The sequence below is a fragment of the Streptococcus sp. KHUD_012 genome (assembly GCF_052588255.1).
Map to the genome: position 1 here is coordinate 1,613,379 of NZ_CP159355.1, position 18,450 is coordinate 1,631,828.

Here is an 18,450-nt window from a genome sequence, read left to right on the forward strand (position 1 = left end):
ATTGTCTATGGAAACTATTGATTTAAAGGGCTTGTCCCTCAGTGAAGTCCGCAAGAAAATGGATCGCGGACAAACCAATGATTTTACAACGAATACCAGTACCAGCACCTGGCAAATCGTCAAGCGCAACGTCTTCACCTTGTTTAATACCTTAAACTTTGTGATTGCTGTGGCCTTGGCTGCTGTACAGGCCTGGAGCAATATGATCTTTTTTGCAGTCATTTGCTTCAATGCCATTACAGGGATCATGACCGAGATGCGCGCCAAGCGGATGATTGATAAGCTCAACCTCATGAGTCGTGAGCTAGTGACTGTCATTCGTGACGGGGAAAAAGATGCGATTCCACCAGAAAAGCTTGTTCTAGGTGATTTAATGCTTCTGTCTTCGGGTGAGCAGATCCCTAGTGATGCTGAAGTCATGTCCGGTATTGCAGAAGCTAATGAGGCTATGCTGACTGGTGAGAGTGACCTGGTCTTAAAAGAAGTTGGTGATGAACTGCTTTCTGGTAGTTATATTGCCAGTGGTCAAGTCTATGCCCGTGTCAAGCGAGTTGGAGCAAACAACTATGCTAACAAACTGATGATGGAAGCTAAAACCCTGAAGCCTATCAATTCGCGTATTCTTTATAACTTAGCGAAAATTTCAAGCTTCACTGGTAAAATTATCATCCCATTTGGCCTTGCCCTCTTCTTTGAAGCATTGTTGATCAAGATGCTGCCAATCAAGGATTCTGTCGTGAATTCTTCCACAGCTCTCTTGGGAATGTTGCCAAAGGGGATCGCTTTACTAACAGTTACGTCTCTTTTGACAGCGGTTATTAAGCTCGGTATGCGCAAGGTTCTTGTCCAAGAAATGTACTCAGTAGAAACCTTGGCGCGTGTGGATACCTTGTGTCTTGATAAGACCGGTACCATCACTCAAGGGAAGATGACAGTCGAAGCTCTCCATAGCTTATCTGATCATTTTTCTGAGGAAACCATCAAAGTTATCCTTTCAGCTTACATGCAAAATAGCGAGGACACCAATCCTACTGCTCAAGCTATTCGCAAGGCTTATGGGGAGTTGGAGCATGCTTATACTGCTGAAAACATTATTCCTTTCTCAAGTGATCGGAAATGGGGAGCCATGCACCTATCCAACCTTGGAACCGTCTTTCTCGGTGCTCCTGAAATGCTCCTTAAAGAAAATCCCGCTGCTGTCGTCGAAGCACAAGCTCGTGGATCGCGCGTGCTCGTCTTGGCCCACAGTTCAGAACTGATCAGCATGCAGGAATTGAAATTGCCTGAAAATCTTGAAGGGATTGCGGTTATTGAGATTACAGACCCCATTCGTGAAGGGGCTTCAGATACTCTTGAGTATTTGCGCTCTCAAGGAGTGGATCTCAAAATCATCTCCGGTGATAACCCTGTGACGGTCTCTTATATCGCTCAACAAGCTGGCTTCAAAAATTATGAGAACTACATCGATTGTTCAAAAATTTCTGATGATCAATTAGTGGATCAAGCAGAAGAAACAGCTATCTTTGGACGCGTGTCCCCTCACCAGAAAAAACTGCTTATCCAAACCTTGAAAGCAGCTGGTCGGACGACTGCTATGACAGGAGATGGGGTCAATGATATCCTTGCTCTTCGCGAAGCAGACTGCTCCATCGTGATGGCAGAGGGAGATCCAGCAACCCGTCAAATTGCCAATATTGTTCTTTTGAACTCTGACTTTAATGACGTTCCAGAAATTCTTTTTGAAGGCCGTCGTGTGGTGAATAACATTGGACGAATCGCTCCAATCTTCTTTATCAAAACGATCTATTCCTTCCTCTTGGCTATCATTTGTATTGCCAGTGCTCTCTTCTTTAACGTCAACTATTTGCTGATTTTCCCTTTCATTCCTATTCAAATCACCCTGATTGACCAATTCGTCGAAGGATTCCCACCATTTGTGTTGACCTTTGAACGCAATATCAAACCGGTTGAAAAGCACTTCTTGAGACGTTCCCTTCTGTTAGCCTTACCAAGCGCCTTGATGGTCGTCTTTAGTGTCTTGTTCATTCGCCTTTGGGGAGCAAGCCATGGTTGGTCTGCAGCCGATATGTCTACTGTATCCTACTACTTACTTGGATCCATCGGTTTCCTATCCGTTATCCGTGCTTGCCTGCCACTAAATATCTGGCGGGCCCTCCTCATCCTCTTCTCTGTAGTAGGATTCTACGCATCTGCGGTCGTGTTGAAAAACTTGATCGAGATTTCCCTCCTTACAGCCACTACTTTCCCAGTTTATCTGGCATTGATGGCCATCTTTACAGGAGTCTTTATCCTCACTACAATTCTCCAAAAATATGAATTTGATTAAAAAAAGAGAGTGGGACAGAAATCGGTAATTCGTTAGAATTCGATTTCGTCGTCCCACCTCCGCACAGTTGAGTAGGGCTGTAAAAGCTGATGAAATCAGCGTAGTAGAGCCCACTCAACCACTGTGTCTTGATCGACAATCCAAAAATAATTGAGAGGCTAGGACTTTTGTTCCAGCCTCTTTTTATGTTTTATCGATCTTTCCCCAAGCCTCTTTTCATGCTATAATAGAGCCATGACAGATATCGAATTAAAAGACGGCGAGCGCGTCAACCAACTCTTTTCAAGTGATGTAAAAATCATACAAAATCGGGAAGTTTTTAGTTACTCCGTGGATAGCGTCCTGCTCTCGCATTTTCCAAAATTGCCCAAGCGAGGATTGATCGTGGATCTCTGCGCTGGAAATGGAGCTGTGGGACTATTTGCAAGTACCCGAACAGAGGCTCAGATCATTGGTGTCGAAATTCAGGAACGTTTAGCAGATATGGCTACCCGCTCGATTTCCCTCAATGGCTTGGACCAGCAAATGTCCATGATCACAGATGACCTCAAGTATCTCTCCCAACATATCAAGGGGAGTAAGGTCGATATTATCCTTTGCAATCCCCCTTATTTCAAGGTTGATGAGCATTCCAATCTCAATGAGAGTGAACACTACCTCTTAGCCCGGCATGAAATTACCACCAATTTAGATGAGATTTGCCATGTGGCCCAGCGGGTTCTCAAATCAAATGGTCGCTTAGCGATGGTCCATCGTCCAGATCGCTTTTTAGATATCATCGAAACCATGAAGCGTTACAATCTTGCACCTAAGCGGATCCAGTTTGTCTATCCAAAAGTGACCAAAGAGGCGAATATGTTATTGATTGAGGCGATCAAGGATGGTTCACTGGATGGTTTAAAAATTCTGCCTCCTCTCTTTATTCACAATGAAGACGGTAGCTATACAGACGAGATTCATGAGATCTACTATGGAAACTAAGGCCTACATGTATGTCCTAGAGTGTGCGGATGGCTCCCTCTACACTGGCTACACCACAGATGTCGAAAAACGCCTAAAGACTCACAATGCTGGAAAAGGCGCCAAATACACACAGGCTCGCCTCCCCGTTAAACTTCTTTACCAAGAACCCTATCCCGATAAACCCTCTGCGATGTCTGCCGAAGCTCTCTTTAAAAAGAAATCGCGCCAAGCAAAGCTAAACTATATCAAAAAAAACCGTCGGACTCCATAGTCCAACGGTTTTTCATTTACAAAATGGTGATACGGTACTGATGACTCCGTGTCTCTTGAGGAGCCAACTGGATCACACCTTTTTTGTCTTCGAAGAAATCGTCCTCTTCTGCAGATGTAGAAATACCCGTCCAAGGCTCTAAGGCAATGAAAGGACCCTGGTTATTGGTAGACCAAAGGACTAGATTCTCAAAATCTGCAAAGTCAAATTCCAAACCTTTACCTGATTTTTTCGAGATAAGTTTCACAGATTTAGAGGCTAACTGATCTAAAATAATGGCATCTTTATCAAAAAGTTCATGTTTCAACTGTAAGCTAGATGTATGATCTAAAAATGGCGTCCGCTGCAGGCGATCGACCAAACCGGTTTCTGTGAACAAGAGAGGGACGCTACAAGTTTCCTCTTTTTCAAAAATCAACTCGTAGTCTTCATAGTCTTCATCTGCTAAAAGAGGACAATTGAAGGCTGGATGCCCTCCAATGAAATAAGGCATGACTTGATCAGACTCTAGATTTTGCACGTGATAGGTGATGGTGATTTCTTTCCCCTGCAATTCATAAACGATTTCCACTCGAAAATGGTAGGGATAATTTTGCAGACTCTCTTCGTTTGAGGTGATTTCAAAGACAAGACGATTGTCTATTTGTTCTTTGAGTTCAAACTCTCTCTTGCGAATGAGACCGTGTCTTGGCAGCTGACCTGTCTTCACTCCATCTTTTAGATGATACTGTACTTGGCCATTACGGACGCTCCCACAAATTGGAAACAGGACAGGTGCTTGTCCTGACCAATACTCTGGATCCCCTTGCCAGAGATATTCTATGCCTTCTTTACTACGAATGGAACTCAATTCCCCTCCAAAAGTCTTAAAGTGCACTTCTAGATTATTATTTTTTAATGCAATCACCATAGACGATACCTCTTTATAATTAATATAGTTACTATATTCATTATAACCTTTTAGCTAAGATTGTCAATTTTTATCTTTTTCGTTAAATATTTTTAAAAAAATAAGAAAAAAAACTTGACAAAGCACAGAAATAATTGTAGACTTAATATGTTAACAGAAATATTCCGTTTTAGGAATTCTTTCTTTCTGTTGTCTGACTTTTTTGGATGCTCCTTATCATGATACATTTTTTCTAAAAGAGTCAGTTATCATTTAGGTCTCCTTATAAATATACAAGGGTTAACAGCTAGTTAACCCTTGTATTTTTGTTTTTCATTAAAAAGACGGCCTATTGCTAGACCGTCTTTAGAATTTATTTATCCCCTTTATTGCGGATGACAAAGCCATTTTTCTTTTCATTGGAAGTGCGATGAGGACGTTTATTACCTTTGCCCTCAAAGTCTCGGCTATTTTTATTTGACTTGCGTTTGAAATCACGGCGTCCACCTTCACGGTCATCTCTGCGATTTCGATCACGGCGTTGGTCTCCACGACGGCCATTTCCACGGCCCCCTTTGCCTTTCCCACCAAAGCCACCACCGGATGGTTTAAATGGTAATGGTTTTTCACGCGCAATTTCGACTTCTGGAAGACTGTCTGGATCTTGAACAGTCAAGCTCAAGATATACATAGCCAGTTCTTCAGGAGTGAATTCAGCAGCCAATTTGCGAGCATCCTTACCAAACTTCTCAAAGTTAATCCGGATTTTTTCATCCTCAAAGTCTCGCTCAATTTTCTTCAGCGCTACTTGTTTTTTCGCTTGGAAGGCTTCTGCTGCTGTTGCAGGTTTCATTCCCTTCATCCGCTTTTTAGTCAAGGTTTCAATGATTTGCAAATAGCCCATTTCATTTGGCGAAACAAAGGTAATAGATTGCCCTGTTTTCCCAGCACGACCTGTCCGTCCGATACGGTGAACATAGCTTTCTGGATCTTGTGGAATATCGTAGTTGTAGACATGGGTCACACCTGAAATGTCCAAACCACGTGCCGCAACGTCCGTTGCCACCAAAACGTCCAAGTTCCCATTTTTAAAGTCACGAAGTACACGAAGACGTTTGTTTTGATCCAAATCTCCGTGAATCCCTTCTGCTCGGAAACCACGGATCTTCAAGCCACGCGTCAATTCATCGACCCGGCGTTTAGTCCGACCAAAGACGATGGCAAGTTCAGGCTGCTCGACATCCATCAATCGAGTCATGGTATCAAACTTTTCGCCTTCTTTGACACGAATATAGTATTGATCGACCAAATCAGTTGTCAATTCTTTGGCCGCAATCTTAACGTGTTCGGGTTCTTTCATAAACTGAACACCAATGCGTTTGATGGCTTCTGGCATCGTTGCTGAAAAGAGAAGAGTTTGACGTGTTTCTGGAACACGGCTAATGATAGCTTCGATATCTTCCAAAAAGCCCATGTTGAGCATTTCATCTGCTTCGTCCAAGATCAAGGTTTCAATATGATTAAGTTTCAAGGCCTTGCGCTTGATCAAATCTAGCAAACGGCCAGGTGTTCCCACAACGATATGAGCGCCTGACTTCAAGGCTTTGATTTGCTTTTCAATGCTTGATCCACCATAGACAGAGCGGACTTTGACACCCTTGCTGCGTCCAAAGCGGAAGAGTTCTTCCTGACTTTGAACCGCCAACTCACGCGTTGGGGCAATAACAAGAGCTTGGATCACAGTATTATCGACATCAATCTTCTCCAAAGTTGGAAGACCAAAAGCAGCCGTTTTACCGGTCCCTGTTTGCGCTTGGCCGATGACATCTTTTCCTTCAAGGGCCAAAGGAATAGTTTGTTCTTGGATGGGGCTTGCTTCTACAAAGCCAGCTTTTTCGATTTCTGCTAATAATTCAGCAGATAAGTTAAATTCATTGAATTTCAATTCTTTCTTCTTTCTAAAAAGTGGTGCGAAGCCACTTTATCAAACTTCTTTCAATGCGAATACGCACTGATTGCATAGGAAATCATCTTCCCGGTTACCTGTCGCAAGACTCATCTAAAGAAAAACTAGTCCGTCTGTTTAAGACTACATTTTCTTTAGAGAAAAATGTTTTGCGTCCTAACGGATGTTGTTGACTAGAATCGTTTTTTCAAACAAATAGGCAACATGATCCTATTTGCGGGAGTCTTCTTTCGAACAGAAGCCTTCCATCTGTTCAGTCTCCCCACCATTTCTCTCATACAAGTTTGCAACTTATCTAGTATAACATAATGAAGAGGCAAATGATAGTCACAGGAGACTAATTTTATTTTTTAGGAAAAAATCTTAGATAGCTTAAGATTATAAAAATGCCCCTAAATCTAGCCAGGACTGGTTTTCTTCTTGCGACCATTTCATATACTTCATCATTGGAGTATAAAAAAATCGGAAAACTTTTATTTTTTGGTAACTCTTATCTTGCGTTTTTACAAATAAATATGTATAATACAGTTAGTATCTAAAATATTTCTGTATAAAGAAATAGGATCATTTTATCTGATTCAACGATTTATTCTAAGTTCTGATTTATTTAGAACCACTCAGTACTATTAAATCTACTCCTACTATTTCCAAGAAGATTTTGTACAGTCGATGAACTATTCACACTGCCCCTTCTTTGGAGAGGAGGGCAGGTGTCTAGATGGTTCCTATTTCTCAGATTATTCTAGATACGAAGAGGCTCGGATTTCTCCAAGCCTCTTTTTTTTTATCTTTTTTTCACAATCCACCGCATGACCTTTGCCAAAATGAGCCATAATATAAAGCTACATAGGGATACATAGATCCAAGCATTGGGATCCTCTGTCATCGGAAGAGGGATATTCATTCCAAAGAAACCGGTGATAACGGCTAAGACCGCCAACAAGGCTTCAAAGATGGTTAGGGTTGTCAAGTTGTCATTCAAGTTGTTGTTTAGGATATTGTTGTATGATCCAGACAACTGCTGTAAGACATTGGAAATCAACTCGGTCATTGAAACCAACTGACGCGCTTCGATCATGGCATCATCAAACTGCTCTTTTTCAACATCATTCATCCTGCGATAAATGACATGTGCTTTGATATGTTCTAGCAACATCCGATTTTGCTTGGCTGCCGCGACCAGATACACCATACCGGTCTCAAGGTCAGACAGGGCATAAAGATTCTTTGTCGTCGTTGTCTTTCGAAGCAAACGATTGAGTTCATCTTTGTGCTTATCTAAGCGATCAATAATCGGATAATAAGCATTACTGATCATTTCAAGACCTGCAAAAAGCAACTTATAGATCGACAGCTCCTCATGGCTTTCCAAATAACGAACCATTTGTTCAATGATATAGGCATTGTCCTGGTTACTGATGGTCACGAGTCGCGTATCTTGAACGATAAAGGTCATGGGGATGGTTTCGTAGTATTCCTTGTCCTTTTCTAAATCCAATACATTGTAGATAAAGGTGATCGTTCCGTTTTCTCGATTGTAATCCATATGGGCACGTTCGTTCTTATCCATCGCGTACTCAATGGTTTCTTTGTCAATATCGTATTTTTTATAAAGATATGAATTTTCAGCAATCAAATCCGAGTCGATATTGATCCATTTCCGATCTTGACCCAATTGTTTATCGATAAACATTCCGTCTCCTTTCTCAACTGTTCTCTATCAACATGATTTTTTATTTAAAGACCGCACTGGCTAATGCTTGCTGGATTTCAATGACACTGTTGTCACTCTTGAATTGTAAAACTTCTGAAGGTTCCACTGCTGAAGAGACCCAGATTTTTAATTCAGCATCCAAATCAAAATGACCGGAAGTTTCTACTGAAAATCGAGAGATGGAGCGATAAGGAAGGGATTTGTAGGAAGTTTTCTTTCCTGTTACTCCTTGCTTATCCACCAAGATCAAACGAAACTCTGTAAAGACGATTAAATCACGAATCAAGCTAAAAGCAAGTGTGACTTGCTCTCCCGGCACCAAGATATCTTCCAGATCTCTTTCTACTTTATCAACATTCTTTTGAGAGGCATTGCCCATCAAACCACTTAGTAATCCCATAGTTTCTCCTTTATAAGCGAAAACGGGTAGATTTTCGTCTTCTTATTCTATTGTTATGGATCGGTTTTGAATCGTTCCTTACCCCATCTTTTCTTCCAGCTCAACGTCTGGATACTTATCCGCAAACCAGCGGAGGGCAAAGTCGTTTTCAAAGAGGAAGACTGGTTGGTCAAAGCGGTCCTTCGCCAAGATGTTTCGGCTTGAAGACATGCGCTCATCTAAGTCTTCTGGTTTGATCCAGCGAACGGTCTTTTTACCCATTGGGCTCATGACCACTTCGGCATTGTATTCATTTTCCATCCGGTGCTTAAAGACTTCAAACTGAAGTTGACCAACGGCACCAAGCATGTATTCACCTGTTTGGTAGTTGGTATAGAGCTGAATAGCTCCTTCTTGCACCAATTGCTCAATCCCTTTGTGGAAGGATTTTTGCTTCATGACGTTCTTAGCAGACACCTTCATGAAGATTTCAGGCGTAAAGGTTGGCAGGGGTTCAAATTCAAACTTGTTTTTGCCCACTGTCAAAGTATCTCCAACCTGATAAGTCCCGGTATCGTAAACCCCGATGATGTCTCCTGCTACAGCATTGCTGACATTTTCACGGCTTTCGGCCATAAATTGAGTCACGTTAGATAACTTAGCGCCCTTACCGGTACGAGGCAGGTTGACGCTCATGCCACGCTCAAATTCACCCGATACGATTCGCACAAAGGCAATCCGGTCACGGTGACGAGGGTCCATGTTGGCTTGGATTTTAAAGACAAAGCCTGAGAAATCCTTGTCGTAAGGATCCACCATTTCTCCATCGGTCTTCTTGTGGCCATGTGGTTCTGGAGCAAACTTGAGGAAAGTCTCCAAGAAAGTCTGTACCCCAAAGTTCGTCAAAGCGGATCCAAAGAAGACTGGTGTTAATTCACCCGCAAGGATGGCTTCTTCTGAGAATTCATTTCCAGCTTCTTGCAAAAGTTCGATATCGTCTTTCACCTGCTCGTAGAATGGATTGTTGGCAAAGAGCTTGTCGCCATCTTCTAGACTGGCAAAGCGTTCGTCTCCTTTGTAGAGTTCCAAGCGTTGATTATAAAGGTCGTAAAGCCCCTCAAAAGCTTTCCCCATCCCGATCGGCCAGTTCATCGGATAGCTAGCAATTCCCAAGACTTCTTCCAATTCTTGCAGGAGGTCCAGTGGCTCACGTCCATCACGGTCCAGCTTGTTCATAAAGGTGAAGACTGGAATGCCACGGTGTTTGACAACTTCAAATAATTTCTTGGTTTGGGCCTCGATACCCTTGGCAGAGTCTACGACCATAACCGCCGCATCCACCGCCATCAAGGTCCGGTAAGTATCTTCTGAGAAGTCCTCGTGCCCTGGGGTATCAAGGATATTAACGCGTTTTCCATCATAGTCAAACTGCATGACAGATGAGGTTACGGAAATCCCACGTTGTTTCTCAATGTCCATCCAGTCGGATTTAGCAAAGTTTCCTGTTTTCTTCCCTTTGACAGTACCGGCTTCCCGAATCTCTCCCCCAAAGTAGAGCAACTGCTCAGTAATCGTCGTTTTACCAGCATCCGGGTGGGAGATGATGGCAAAGGTACGGCGTTTTTTAATTTCTTCTTGTACGTTCATGTTCCTAATTCTTTCTCTTCTTATTTTTTGATAAATTTACAAATTCATCTCTACATCGGATCTCTCCTCAATTTCTCTATCTGTCCTATTATAGCGAAAATAGGCACTTTTTTCAACGATGATTCTTCTTTGAGAGCAAAAAGAAAGACTAAAATCCGTCGATTCTAGTCTTCTTATCATGACTGTTAGAAGGCTCCAAATCCTCCGCCACCGCCACCATCAGAGAAGCCACCGCCGTCAAAGCCGCCACTGCCATCTGAAGAGTTAATAGAGAAGCTTGAAACACTATAGGAATCATCTGCATAGTTCATCAAGGTAGAGCCGTCTAGGAAGGTATTTGGGGAGGTTGTTAGCCAAAGAACAGTGTCCCAGTCTTCATATGGTAAGGGAATCTGATGATTTTGGAGTACCTGGCTCACTTTTTTTGCTTGGCCATACATGGTTGCATAGACTAAGATGCGATTCCATAGGATGACACTCTCAAGTTCTGCTTGGTTGAAATTTGGAATACTTTCGATCATATTTCGAAAGGCCATCCATTGGAATTGTGAATCCAAGTTCTCTAAGGATTGTAGATGATCTTCACGGATTTTCACAAGAATATAAAATGGAATGAATAACAAAACCAAAAGTAAAATAATCCAAAAATAGAATGAAGATAGGTGTGAACCGAATCCAAGAGATAAGAAACACATGCTCACAAATAAGATCAGTAAGAGCCAAAAATGTAAGGCACAGCCTGTTTTAGAAAAAGCTTCTTCTTTCTCAGATAAGTCTCTAAAATAAGAAGGCAATCCTAATTTTGCAATTTCCTTTTCTACCCCTTTTGACAATTGCTGGGCATCCTTTTTTAAAAGCGATTGAACGGCACTTCCGACTTTTCGAATACGGTCTCGTTGTGTGTCTGATTTAGCAGCTCGAAAATCTTTTTTTAAGGCTGCTTTGTCGATTTTATACCTTGAAAATACTTCACTGATATTGATTTCAGATTCTTGATCAAAGATCATTTCAATAAACTTCAATTCAAAATCAGCCAAGCCTTCATAATGGAGACAGGTCAAGGTTTCCCCATTTTCATTCCTAGTCAAACGAAGATTTCCTCGATCAATGAGATCCAATATAGTTGCTTGGATGAGATGATTGAATTTTAATGGTCCTTTCTCTCTAGATATCACCATCCGTTCAAAATCAAGTTGATACAGTGCCTTAGCTAGGACAAGAGGAGGTAAATTCTGTGGTGGTTCGTATAATCGTACTCCTTTTGCAATCCGACGAGTTCTGGTACTGATAAAATACCGGATCCATGGAATGAAAGCGAGGATAAATAAAAGAATCGATACAATTGGTACAACCTTAAGTAGAAGGGTCCGATAGAGGAACGTTTTTTGTTCAATGGATTTCTCTTTTTTGAGAAATTTCTCTTTTCCATTTCCCTTGTTAATCTCATTTGCTTGGTCTCGACGCAGGGCTTCTGTCATTGGCCAATAGGCATGCAGTTCGAGCTTTCCATTTTTTGGAAAATCCTTTGTCCAAATATGATAACCAGTTTCAGTCCGTTCGACTTGGGCTGGTGGATTAAAGTAACCAGTATGGGCATACAGTTTTCCTTGCTTAGCATCCAAGCCATCCACATAAAAATCTAATTTCGCGACTTTCTCATCTCCATCTGAAATAGGAAACCAATTCAGTTCTGCAATATCCTTGTAGAAAGTCAAGAGATGATCAATCTTCCATTTCACTTTGATCTTGACCGTGCCACCGACGATACGGGCATTGTATATTTTTAATTGACGGCCATCTTCCAGATCTGTTTCCTCTACACGAATCTCTCGTTTTTCCCCATCCACATAGGCTTCCACCTCAGGATTACGATGAATCTTAAACCCTTTTGGAAGAGGATCTGCGCTTCCTAGAGTCACATATTGACCATGATAGCCTGTCTGAAACTGATAAGTGATCTCTTGTGTAAATGTTGCCTGGCTATCTTCCTGCAATTGGAGGTGACCCACATAGGATTCAATCGAATAGCGAACTTCTTCATCCGCATGTGCTGTCGTTATTGTACAAAACAAACTCCAAACGAGGGAGATCATTAGCAAGAAACGCTTCATATATTCTCCTTTACTATAAAACAGGGTTGAGACAGAGATGCCCCAACCTTTATACTGGTTATTTTCTCACTTTTACCCGCTCACTTCTACGATTGAAGATCTGATTAAAGAGTAATAAAGCAAGGGCTAAAATACTAGATACAACCAGGTAGTTGAGCCAGACTTTATCCCCTCTCATAATCGGAGGGCGGGCCATCAAACCATAATTACCTCCCGTCAATTGATTGACTCCAACCAGGAATAAATCTAAGGCAAAGGTATAGAGAACAATCTGCCTATTTTTTAAGAGGTTTCGATCATACCATCTCAAGAGATAAATCAAGGAATTGATCAGGAGACAGTAATGTCCGAGGAGGAAAGAAAAGCTCGTAATATGAGGGAAAGTGTAGGGGTCAAAGACTGGATAGCCCAAAGCAAAGATGGCTCCACTCACTCCCATCAAGGCAAAGAACTGTTTGCTTTTCCATCTGTCTGGTAAAAACAAGACCGCAAACATGGCCAAGCGGCAATGATAAAATGGTAAACTGTTGGACCAAGGAATGTGGTAGGCAAAATACCAAAGATACAAGCAAATTAACTGGAAGCCTTGTAAGTATTGAAAGCATTTGCGAAATTGCTCATTCTGATAATAGCGAAGTGACATCATGATCGCTGTCACAATTAACAAGACCATCACACTATACCAAAGTGCTGAGATTGCTGGTGGTGCTGTTGATTCTGTAGTGAAAAAATGATGCATAAAGTCTCCTTATTTAAACAGATTCAGGTATTCTTCTTTTCTTACTGTACTGAACGATAGTATTGATGAGGATCAATGTCCCCGTCATTAGGACTGTCACGATGAAATAGTTGAGCACAAGGCCATGGTCTCCTAGCACAGGTGGTCGACGCAGAAAGCCATAGTTTCCGCCCGTTACAAGGTTGGCTAGAACAATAATGGCATTGACTCCAAACGTCATCTGACAGATCTTCCAAACAGCCCCTTCTTCCACCTGGTAGGATTGAACCAGATAGATTAAGCAGTTGGCCAAGAGGGCCCAGTGACCAAAGACATTGTTGATCGAGGAAACATGAGGAAAAGGGTAGGGATAAAATACAGGATGAACCAAGGCCATAATGGAACCAAAGACTCCCACGAGGGCAAAATATTGCTTGAAGCTTCCCTTGGGGGCCAAAAGGATAATCCACATGGCCATCCGGCTATGATAGAAGGGAAGACTCTCTGAAAAAGGCAAGCGAGCTGCTAGATACCAAGAGTTGATAATGAGCAACTGAATCAATTGCCCCCAATACCAAAAGTTTTGATAGCCTTTAGAGTGAGCAAATCGAACGGACAGAACTCCCACCACTACCAAAGAAGTCGGCAATAAGAAATACCAGACCCCCAATTGAGGAGGAGCCGTTGGTTGACTAGTGAAAAATAAGTCCCAAAGTGCCATGATTTCTTTCCCTTATCTGCTTTTTTATTCTGAACGCGAAACAATACTCTCTTCGACCATCTTGTATTTGTATTTATAGCGTTGATTGACCAAGCAAATACCAGCTACCATCACGATGCTGACCAAGAGGTAGTTCAAAAGAGCACCGTGGTCTCCAATGATTGGTGGACGCTTTAAGAAGCCGTAATCTCCACTGGTCAAAAGGTTGACCAAAAAGATGACTGCATTCATTCCAAAAGTGATCTTAACAATTCGTAGGCTGTCTTGTTTTTCCGACTGATAAAAATCCTGCAGGTAAATCAAACTATTGGCAAACAAGGCCCAGTGACTAAAAATCAGATTGAGTACGGTGATATGGGGGAATGGGAAGGGATCAAAGGCCGGATACACCAAGGCGGCAATGGATCCTAGAACTCCCAATAAGGCAAAATATTGCTTGATATAGGTCCCTCTAGGTGCAAAGAGGATCGCAAGCATGGCCAAGCGACAATGATAAAAAGGCAAATTATCTGTCAAAGGCATGTGGGCGAGAATATACCAAGCATTGATGGTCAAAACTTGGATCAACTGTGCCCAATACCAAAAGCGCTGGTAGCTTTTAGACTGTGCATATTTGATAGAAAAGTAGCCAACCACCAACAAGGAAGCTGGTAGGAAAAAATACCAGAGTCCAAACTCAGGCGGGGCTGATTTTTGGTTCGTAAACAATAAATCCCAAAGTGTCATTTTCACATTCCTTTAATTTATAGATCGTTTTTAATCACAATACAAATCTCGTTTCCCATCATAGACCTCCCAAAGGAAGTTCAATTGTTCTTCTGTATTGCGCTTGGTAGAAAGAGCAGGTATTTTTTCTCTCTCAAAAAATGCAAGATCAGAAATTTCCTGATTCTGTTGAAAACTTCCATCCAGCAATTCACATTCAAATACCAATTTCACATATTGGCGGCTTTGCAATTGGTAGCGATTGGTATCAAATACTGCCAACAAGCGATTGACACGTGCTAAATAGCCCGTTTCTTCTTGGATTTCCTTTAAAATGTTTTCCGTCGGAGAATAGCCAACCTCACCAAAGCCACCCGGCAAGGCCCAGGTCTCTTCTCCCTGACCTTTCACCAGACAAAGTTTGTCATCTTTGACAATCCAGGCCCTTACATCAATCAAGGGGGTGTCATAATAGTTTGTCGGTCGAAACAAATCCGATAATTCTTGTGAATTTAGATCAGTCGTTTCTCTCACAAGATCCTGTAAAATTTCACGAATATCCTGGTAGCGCTCTTGATCAAATGGATCTTTTGAGAACGCTAAGCCTGTATTGGTGATTGAAATCAAGCGCTGAATGTCCTTCAGTACATTATTACTTACCATTCTCCAATTCCTCTACCAATTTGGCTAAATGCATGGAATTGCTTCCCTTGATGAGGATTTGGTCCTGCTCTTTTAAGCTTTCCTTGACTTGTTTGACCATGTCCTCAAACTGGTCTTCCTCAGCGGTCTTTTTGAAATAATAGACATGTCCAAGTGGGAACATCTGACTCGCTAATTGAGCCAAGCCCGCAATGTCTTGCCCATAGAAAATAACGGTATCCAAGACATCCGGCGAGAGGCTGAGAATCATTTGGTTGTGCAGATCTACCGATTGCTCCCCTAGTTCTTTCATATCTGCAAGGACGGCTAATTTTCGGCCATTTGGATTCGCAGGAATAGTCGAGAAGGTTTCTAAAATCAAGCGCATAGCTGTCGGATTAGCATTATAGACATCGGATAAGATATCTGCTCCATTACTGGCCTTTTTCCATTCCGTTCGGTTGCGCGTCAATTGCAAGGTAGCAAAACTATCACGAATCGCCGCTTCGCTCACTCCTTCTTGCAGGGCAACATAAGCTGCAATCATGGCATTGGTTGCATTGTATTTTCCTGTTACTGGTAGATCGATCGCTTCTTCTAAGAAATTAGCTCGGAAAGTTAAGCTATCCTTTCGCTCGATTAACTCGGTAATAAAAATCTCCTCGTCTGGCCCAAAGCGAACGACTGTTTGATTTTCAGGGAGGTAGGCATTGACGATCGGATCAGCTGGAACTACCAGAAGACCGCCTTCTGGCATCCCATCCGCAATCTGGAGTTTTCCTTTTGCGATCTCACTTCGATCTTTGAAGAATTCCAAATGGGCTTCCCCAATCAAGGTGACAATAGCAGCTTTTGGATGCGCCAGTTCTGACAAGAGATGGATATCTCCTAGATGGTCTTGCCCCATTTCAAGGACGAGTTTGTCCGTCCCTTCTGGCATATGCAAAACCGTATAAGGAAGACCAATTTCGTTATTATAGTTTCCTTGTGTTTTATAGGTCAGGTAGGTGGTGGACAAAAGCTGTGCCAACATATCTTTTGTGGTGGTTTTACCATTTGACCCCGTCACTGCAAAAACATCTACTTTTGTCTTTTGAAGATAGGCTGCAGCTAGTGTTTGAAAAGCGCTCAGCACATCTTCCACCAAAATATAAGGGTGGCCTTCTACCACTTTCTCTGAAAAAGTGGCTACGGCTCCATTTTCAAAAGCAGTCTCAATAAAGTCGTGACCATCACGCGCTCCCTTTAAAGGAACAAACAGGTCTCCAGGCCCAATCAAACGGCTGTCAAATTCAGGCTTAACGAGGGCCACATCTTCAAATTGGCTGATATCATTTTTTGCATGTACTAGATGAGCAACTTCATGTAATGTGAGATTCATATCCGACTCCTCAGTTCTCCGTAACGTCCTCAAAGATTTGGACGCTCCTATCAAATTCTTCTCATTATACCATATTCTAGACCACAAAAAAAGTGGCTGGGACAGAAGTCCTAGCCTCTTGATTGTTTTTGGATTGTCGAGCAAGACGCAGTGGTTGAGTGGGCTCTACTACGCTGATTTCATCAGCTTTTACAGCCCTACTCAACTGTGCGGAGGTGGGACGACGAAATCGAATTCTAACGAATTACCGATTTCTGTCCCACTCTCTCTTTTCTTACAACAAATGCGCTTCGTGTTTTTGGAAGACTTCTTTTCCAAGCTCTACTAACTTGGTGATCAAATCTGTATAGTTGAGTCCCATATTGTCCCAAAGCAAGGGATACATAGACCATTGGGTAAATCCTGGCATGGTATTGAGTTCGTTTAAGAAGATCTCTCCTTTATCGGTATAGAAGAAATCACAACGCGCCAAGCCCAGACCACCGATCGCACGAAAGGCTTTTTCTGCGTTGGTCCGCATGATTTTCACAACCTCAGGGTCCAATTGAGCCGGAATCGCCATGGTAATTTTGTTGTCGATGTATTTGGCATCATAATCATAGAAGGCCACATCTTTCACAACTTCACCTGGCAAGGTACTCTTCACATCATAGTTTCCAAGCAGTCCAACTTCAATCTCACGCGCATTAACCCCTTGCTCTACTAAGACACGGCTATCGTACTTGAAGGCCAATTCGAGAGCAGCCCGAAGCTCTGTTTGGTTTTCAGATTTTGAAATCCCTACGCTAGAACCCATATTGGATGGCTTGGTAAAGACGGGATAAGAGAGATTGGCTTCAATTGCAGCAATTTTCTCATCCACGTCATCGCCTTCCACTACAGCTACATAAGGAACTTGCGGAATCTCTGCAGACTCCAAAACCCGTTTGGTCGTGATCTTGTCCATCGCAACACTGGAAGCTAGGATGCCACAGCCAACATAAGGCATCTTCAAGACTTCTAAGAAACCTTGAATGGAACCATCTTCTCCCATCGGTCCATGAAGAACTGGAAAGACCACTGCTCCTTCCTTGTAAATCGCAGATGGAGCCACTTTTTTAGACCAGTCCACTGTACCATTGGTCATCAATTTCTCATCATCTGCTGGTTTCTCTTCAAAAGCTTGCGTCTGGATGAAGTCTCCTGACTGCGTAATAAAGTAGGTTTGAACCGAAAATGCTTGGTAATCAATCGCACGCATCACACTTTCTGCTGAAAGAACAGATACTTCACGTTCTGCACTACGTCCACCATACAACAGGATTAAGTCTTGTTTACTCATAGTTGCTCCCTAATTGTTCCCTTGATTTCTTACTTGATAGTATACCACAATGATAGCCCTTTCGAAAGAACTTCTCTTATAATTCTGTCCGATTTTCAATCGCGCGAAGCAAGGTCACTTCGTCCGCATACTCGATATCGGCTCCAACTGCTAACCCCCGTGCCAAACGTGTCACTTTGATCCCTGCTGGCTTGAGCACACGCGAGATATACATAGATGTCGCTTCACCGTCTGCCGTCGCATTGGTCGCAACAATGACCTCTGTGACTGTTCCATCCATCAAGCGACTAATCAAACTCTTGAGATTGATGTCATCAGGTCCCACGCCATTCATGGGCGAGATCAAGCCATGCAAGACATGATAGCGACCATGGTATTCCTGGATATTCTCCATAGCAGATACATCCCGGCTATCTTCTACAACAAGAATGAGGGATGGATCCCGCGTTTCATCTCGACAAATCTCACAGGTTTCTTCATCGGTTAAATTGCCACAAATACTGCAATACCCTAACTCGCGCTTGGCATTGAGTAAGTTTTTGGCAAATTCATTCACATCATCATCTGACATACCAATGGTGTAAAAAGCCAGACGAGTCGCTGTTTTGATCCCAATTCCTGGCAACTTCGAATAGCTGTCAATTAATTTTGCAATAGGTGCTGGATAAAGCATAG

At 42.4% G+C, this 18,450-nt stretch carries 16 protein-coding genes; 3 read left to right on the forward strand and 13 right to left on the reverse strand.

The features are described from left to right. Positions 1–7: 7 nt before the first annotated feature. The 3 genes from ABVF55_RS07775 to ABVF55_RS07785 all read left to right on the forward strand — a co-directional run bounded on the left by ABVF55_RS07775 (position 8) and on the right by ABVF55_RS07785 (position 3,581). On the forward strand, positions 8–2,347 hold the full coding sequence (locus ABVF55_RS07775) for a cation-translocating P-type ATPase (protein ID WP_445285173.1): 2,340 nt from the start codon (positions 8–10) through the stop codon (positions 2,345–2,347). A gap of 234 nt (positions 2,348–2,581) precedes the next feature. Beyond that, a complete protein-coding gene (locus tag ABVF55_RS07780) occupies positions 2,582–3,328 on the forward strand; it encodes a tRNA1(Val) (adenine(37)-N6)-methyltransferase (RefSeq protein WP_445285174.1) in 747 nt (248 codons plus the stop codon). Beyond that, positions 3,318–3,581, forward strand: coding sequence for a GIY-YIG nuclease family protein (locus ABVF55_RS07785; RefSeq protein ID WP_445285175.1), 264 nt, complete (start codon positions 3,318–3,320; stop codon positions 3,579–3,581). Before ABVF55_RS07780 ends, ABVF55_RS07785 begins: the two co-directional genes overlap by 11 nt. Before the next feature lie 16 nt (positions 3,582–3,597). Here ABVF55_RS07785 and ABVF55_RS07790 read toward each other — a convergent pair whose 3' ends face one another. From ABVF55_RS07790 to recR, 13 genes are all read right to left on the reverse strand, one after another. Continuing rightward, positions 3,598–4,491: an aldose 1-epimerase family protein gene (locus tag ABVF55_RS07790; RefSeq protein WP_445285176.1), complete on the reverse strand. Its 894-nt coding sequence runs from the start codon at positions 4,489–4,491 to the stop codon at positions 3,598–3,600. Between the two features lie 352 nt (positions 4,492–4,843). After that, entirely contained in the window at positions 4,844–6,415 is a 1,572-nt protein-coding gene (locus ABVF55_RS07795; protein ID WP_445285177.1) for a DEAD/DEAH box helicase, read from the reverse strand. An 805-nt stretch (positions 6,416–7,220) separates the two neighbouring features. After that, on the reverse strand, positions 7,221–8,129 hold the full coding sequence (locus ABVF55_RS07800) for a magnesium transporter CorA family protein (protein WP_070666301.1): 909 nt from the start codon (positions 8,127–8,129) through the stop codon (positions 7,221–7,223). A gap of 40 nt (positions 8,130–8,169) precedes the next feature. Beyond that, positions 8,170–8,550: a PH domain-containing protein gene (locus ABVF55_RS07805; protein WP_003015210.1), complete on the reverse strand. Its 381-nt coding sequence runs from the start codon at positions 8,548–8,550 to the stop codon at positions 8,170–8,172. A gap of 78 nt (positions 8,551–8,628) precedes the next feature. Beyond that, on the reverse strand, positions 8,629–10,176 hold the full coding sequence (locus ABVF55_RS07810; RefSeq protein ID WP_003012237.1) for a peptide chain release factor 3: 1,548 nt from the start codon (positions 10,174–10,176) through the stop codon (positions 8,629–8,631). Between the two features lie 185 nt (positions 10,177–10,361). Continuing rightward, positions 10,362–12,287: a DUF2207 family protein gene (locus ABVF55_RS07815; RefSeq protein WP_445285178.1), complete on the reverse strand. Its 1,926-nt coding sequence runs from the start codon at positions 12,285–12,287 to the stop codon at positions 10,362–10,364. 58 nt (positions 12,288–12,345) lie between these two features. Beyond that, positions 12,346–13,026: a YwaF family protein gene (locus tag ABVF55_RS07820; protein WP_195422898.1), complete on the reverse strand. Its 681-nt coding sequence runs from the start codon at positions 13,024–13,026 to the stop codon at positions 12,346–12,348. Positions 13,027–13,039: 13 nt separating this feature from the next. Further along, positions 13,040–13,726, reverse strand: coding sequence for a YwaF family protein (locus ABVF55_RS07825; RefSeq protein WP_195422897.1), 687 nt, complete (start codon positions 13,724–13,726; stop codon positions 13,040–13,042). Positions 13,727–13,750: 24 nt separating this feature from the next. Further along, complete coding sequence (locus ABVF55_RS07830; protein WP_201089381.1) at positions 13,751–14,452, reverse strand: YwaF family protein; 702 nt, start codon at positions 14,450–14,452, stop codon at positions 13,751–13,753. A gap of 30 nt (positions 14,453–14,482) precedes the next feature. After that, positions 14,483–15,094 carry an NUDIX hydrolase gene (locus ABVF55_RS07835; RefSeq protein ID WP_445285179.1) on the reverse strand — a complete coding sequence of 204 codons (612 nt, stop codon included), beginning with the start codon at positions 15,092–15,094 and terminating at the stop codon, positions 14,483–14,485. After that, positions 15,084–16,454, reverse strand: coding sequence for a UDP-N-acetylmuramoyl-tripeptide--D-alanyl-D-alanine ligase (locus ABVF55_RS07840; protein WP_445285180.1), 1,371 nt, complete (start codon positions 16,452–16,454; stop codon positions 15,084–15,086). Before ABVF55_RS07840 ends, ABVF55_RS07835 begins: the two co-directional genes overlap by 11 nt. A gap of 274 nt (positions 16,455–16,728) precedes the next feature. Beyond that, complete coding sequence (locus tag ABVF55_RS07845; RefSeq protein ID WP_445285181.1) at positions 16,729–17,775, reverse strand: D-alanine--D-alanine ligase; 1,047 nt, start codon at positions 17,773–17,775, stop codon at positions 16,729–16,731. 76 nt (positions 17,776–17,851) lie between these two features. Continuing rightward, positions 17,852–18,448, reverse strand: a complete 597-nt coding sequence (gene recR / locus ABVF55_RS07850) for a recombination mediator RecR (RefSeq protein ID WP_003002450.1) — start codon at positions 18,446–18,448, stop codon at positions 17,852–17,854. Positions 18,449–18,450: the final 2 nt, after the last annotated feature.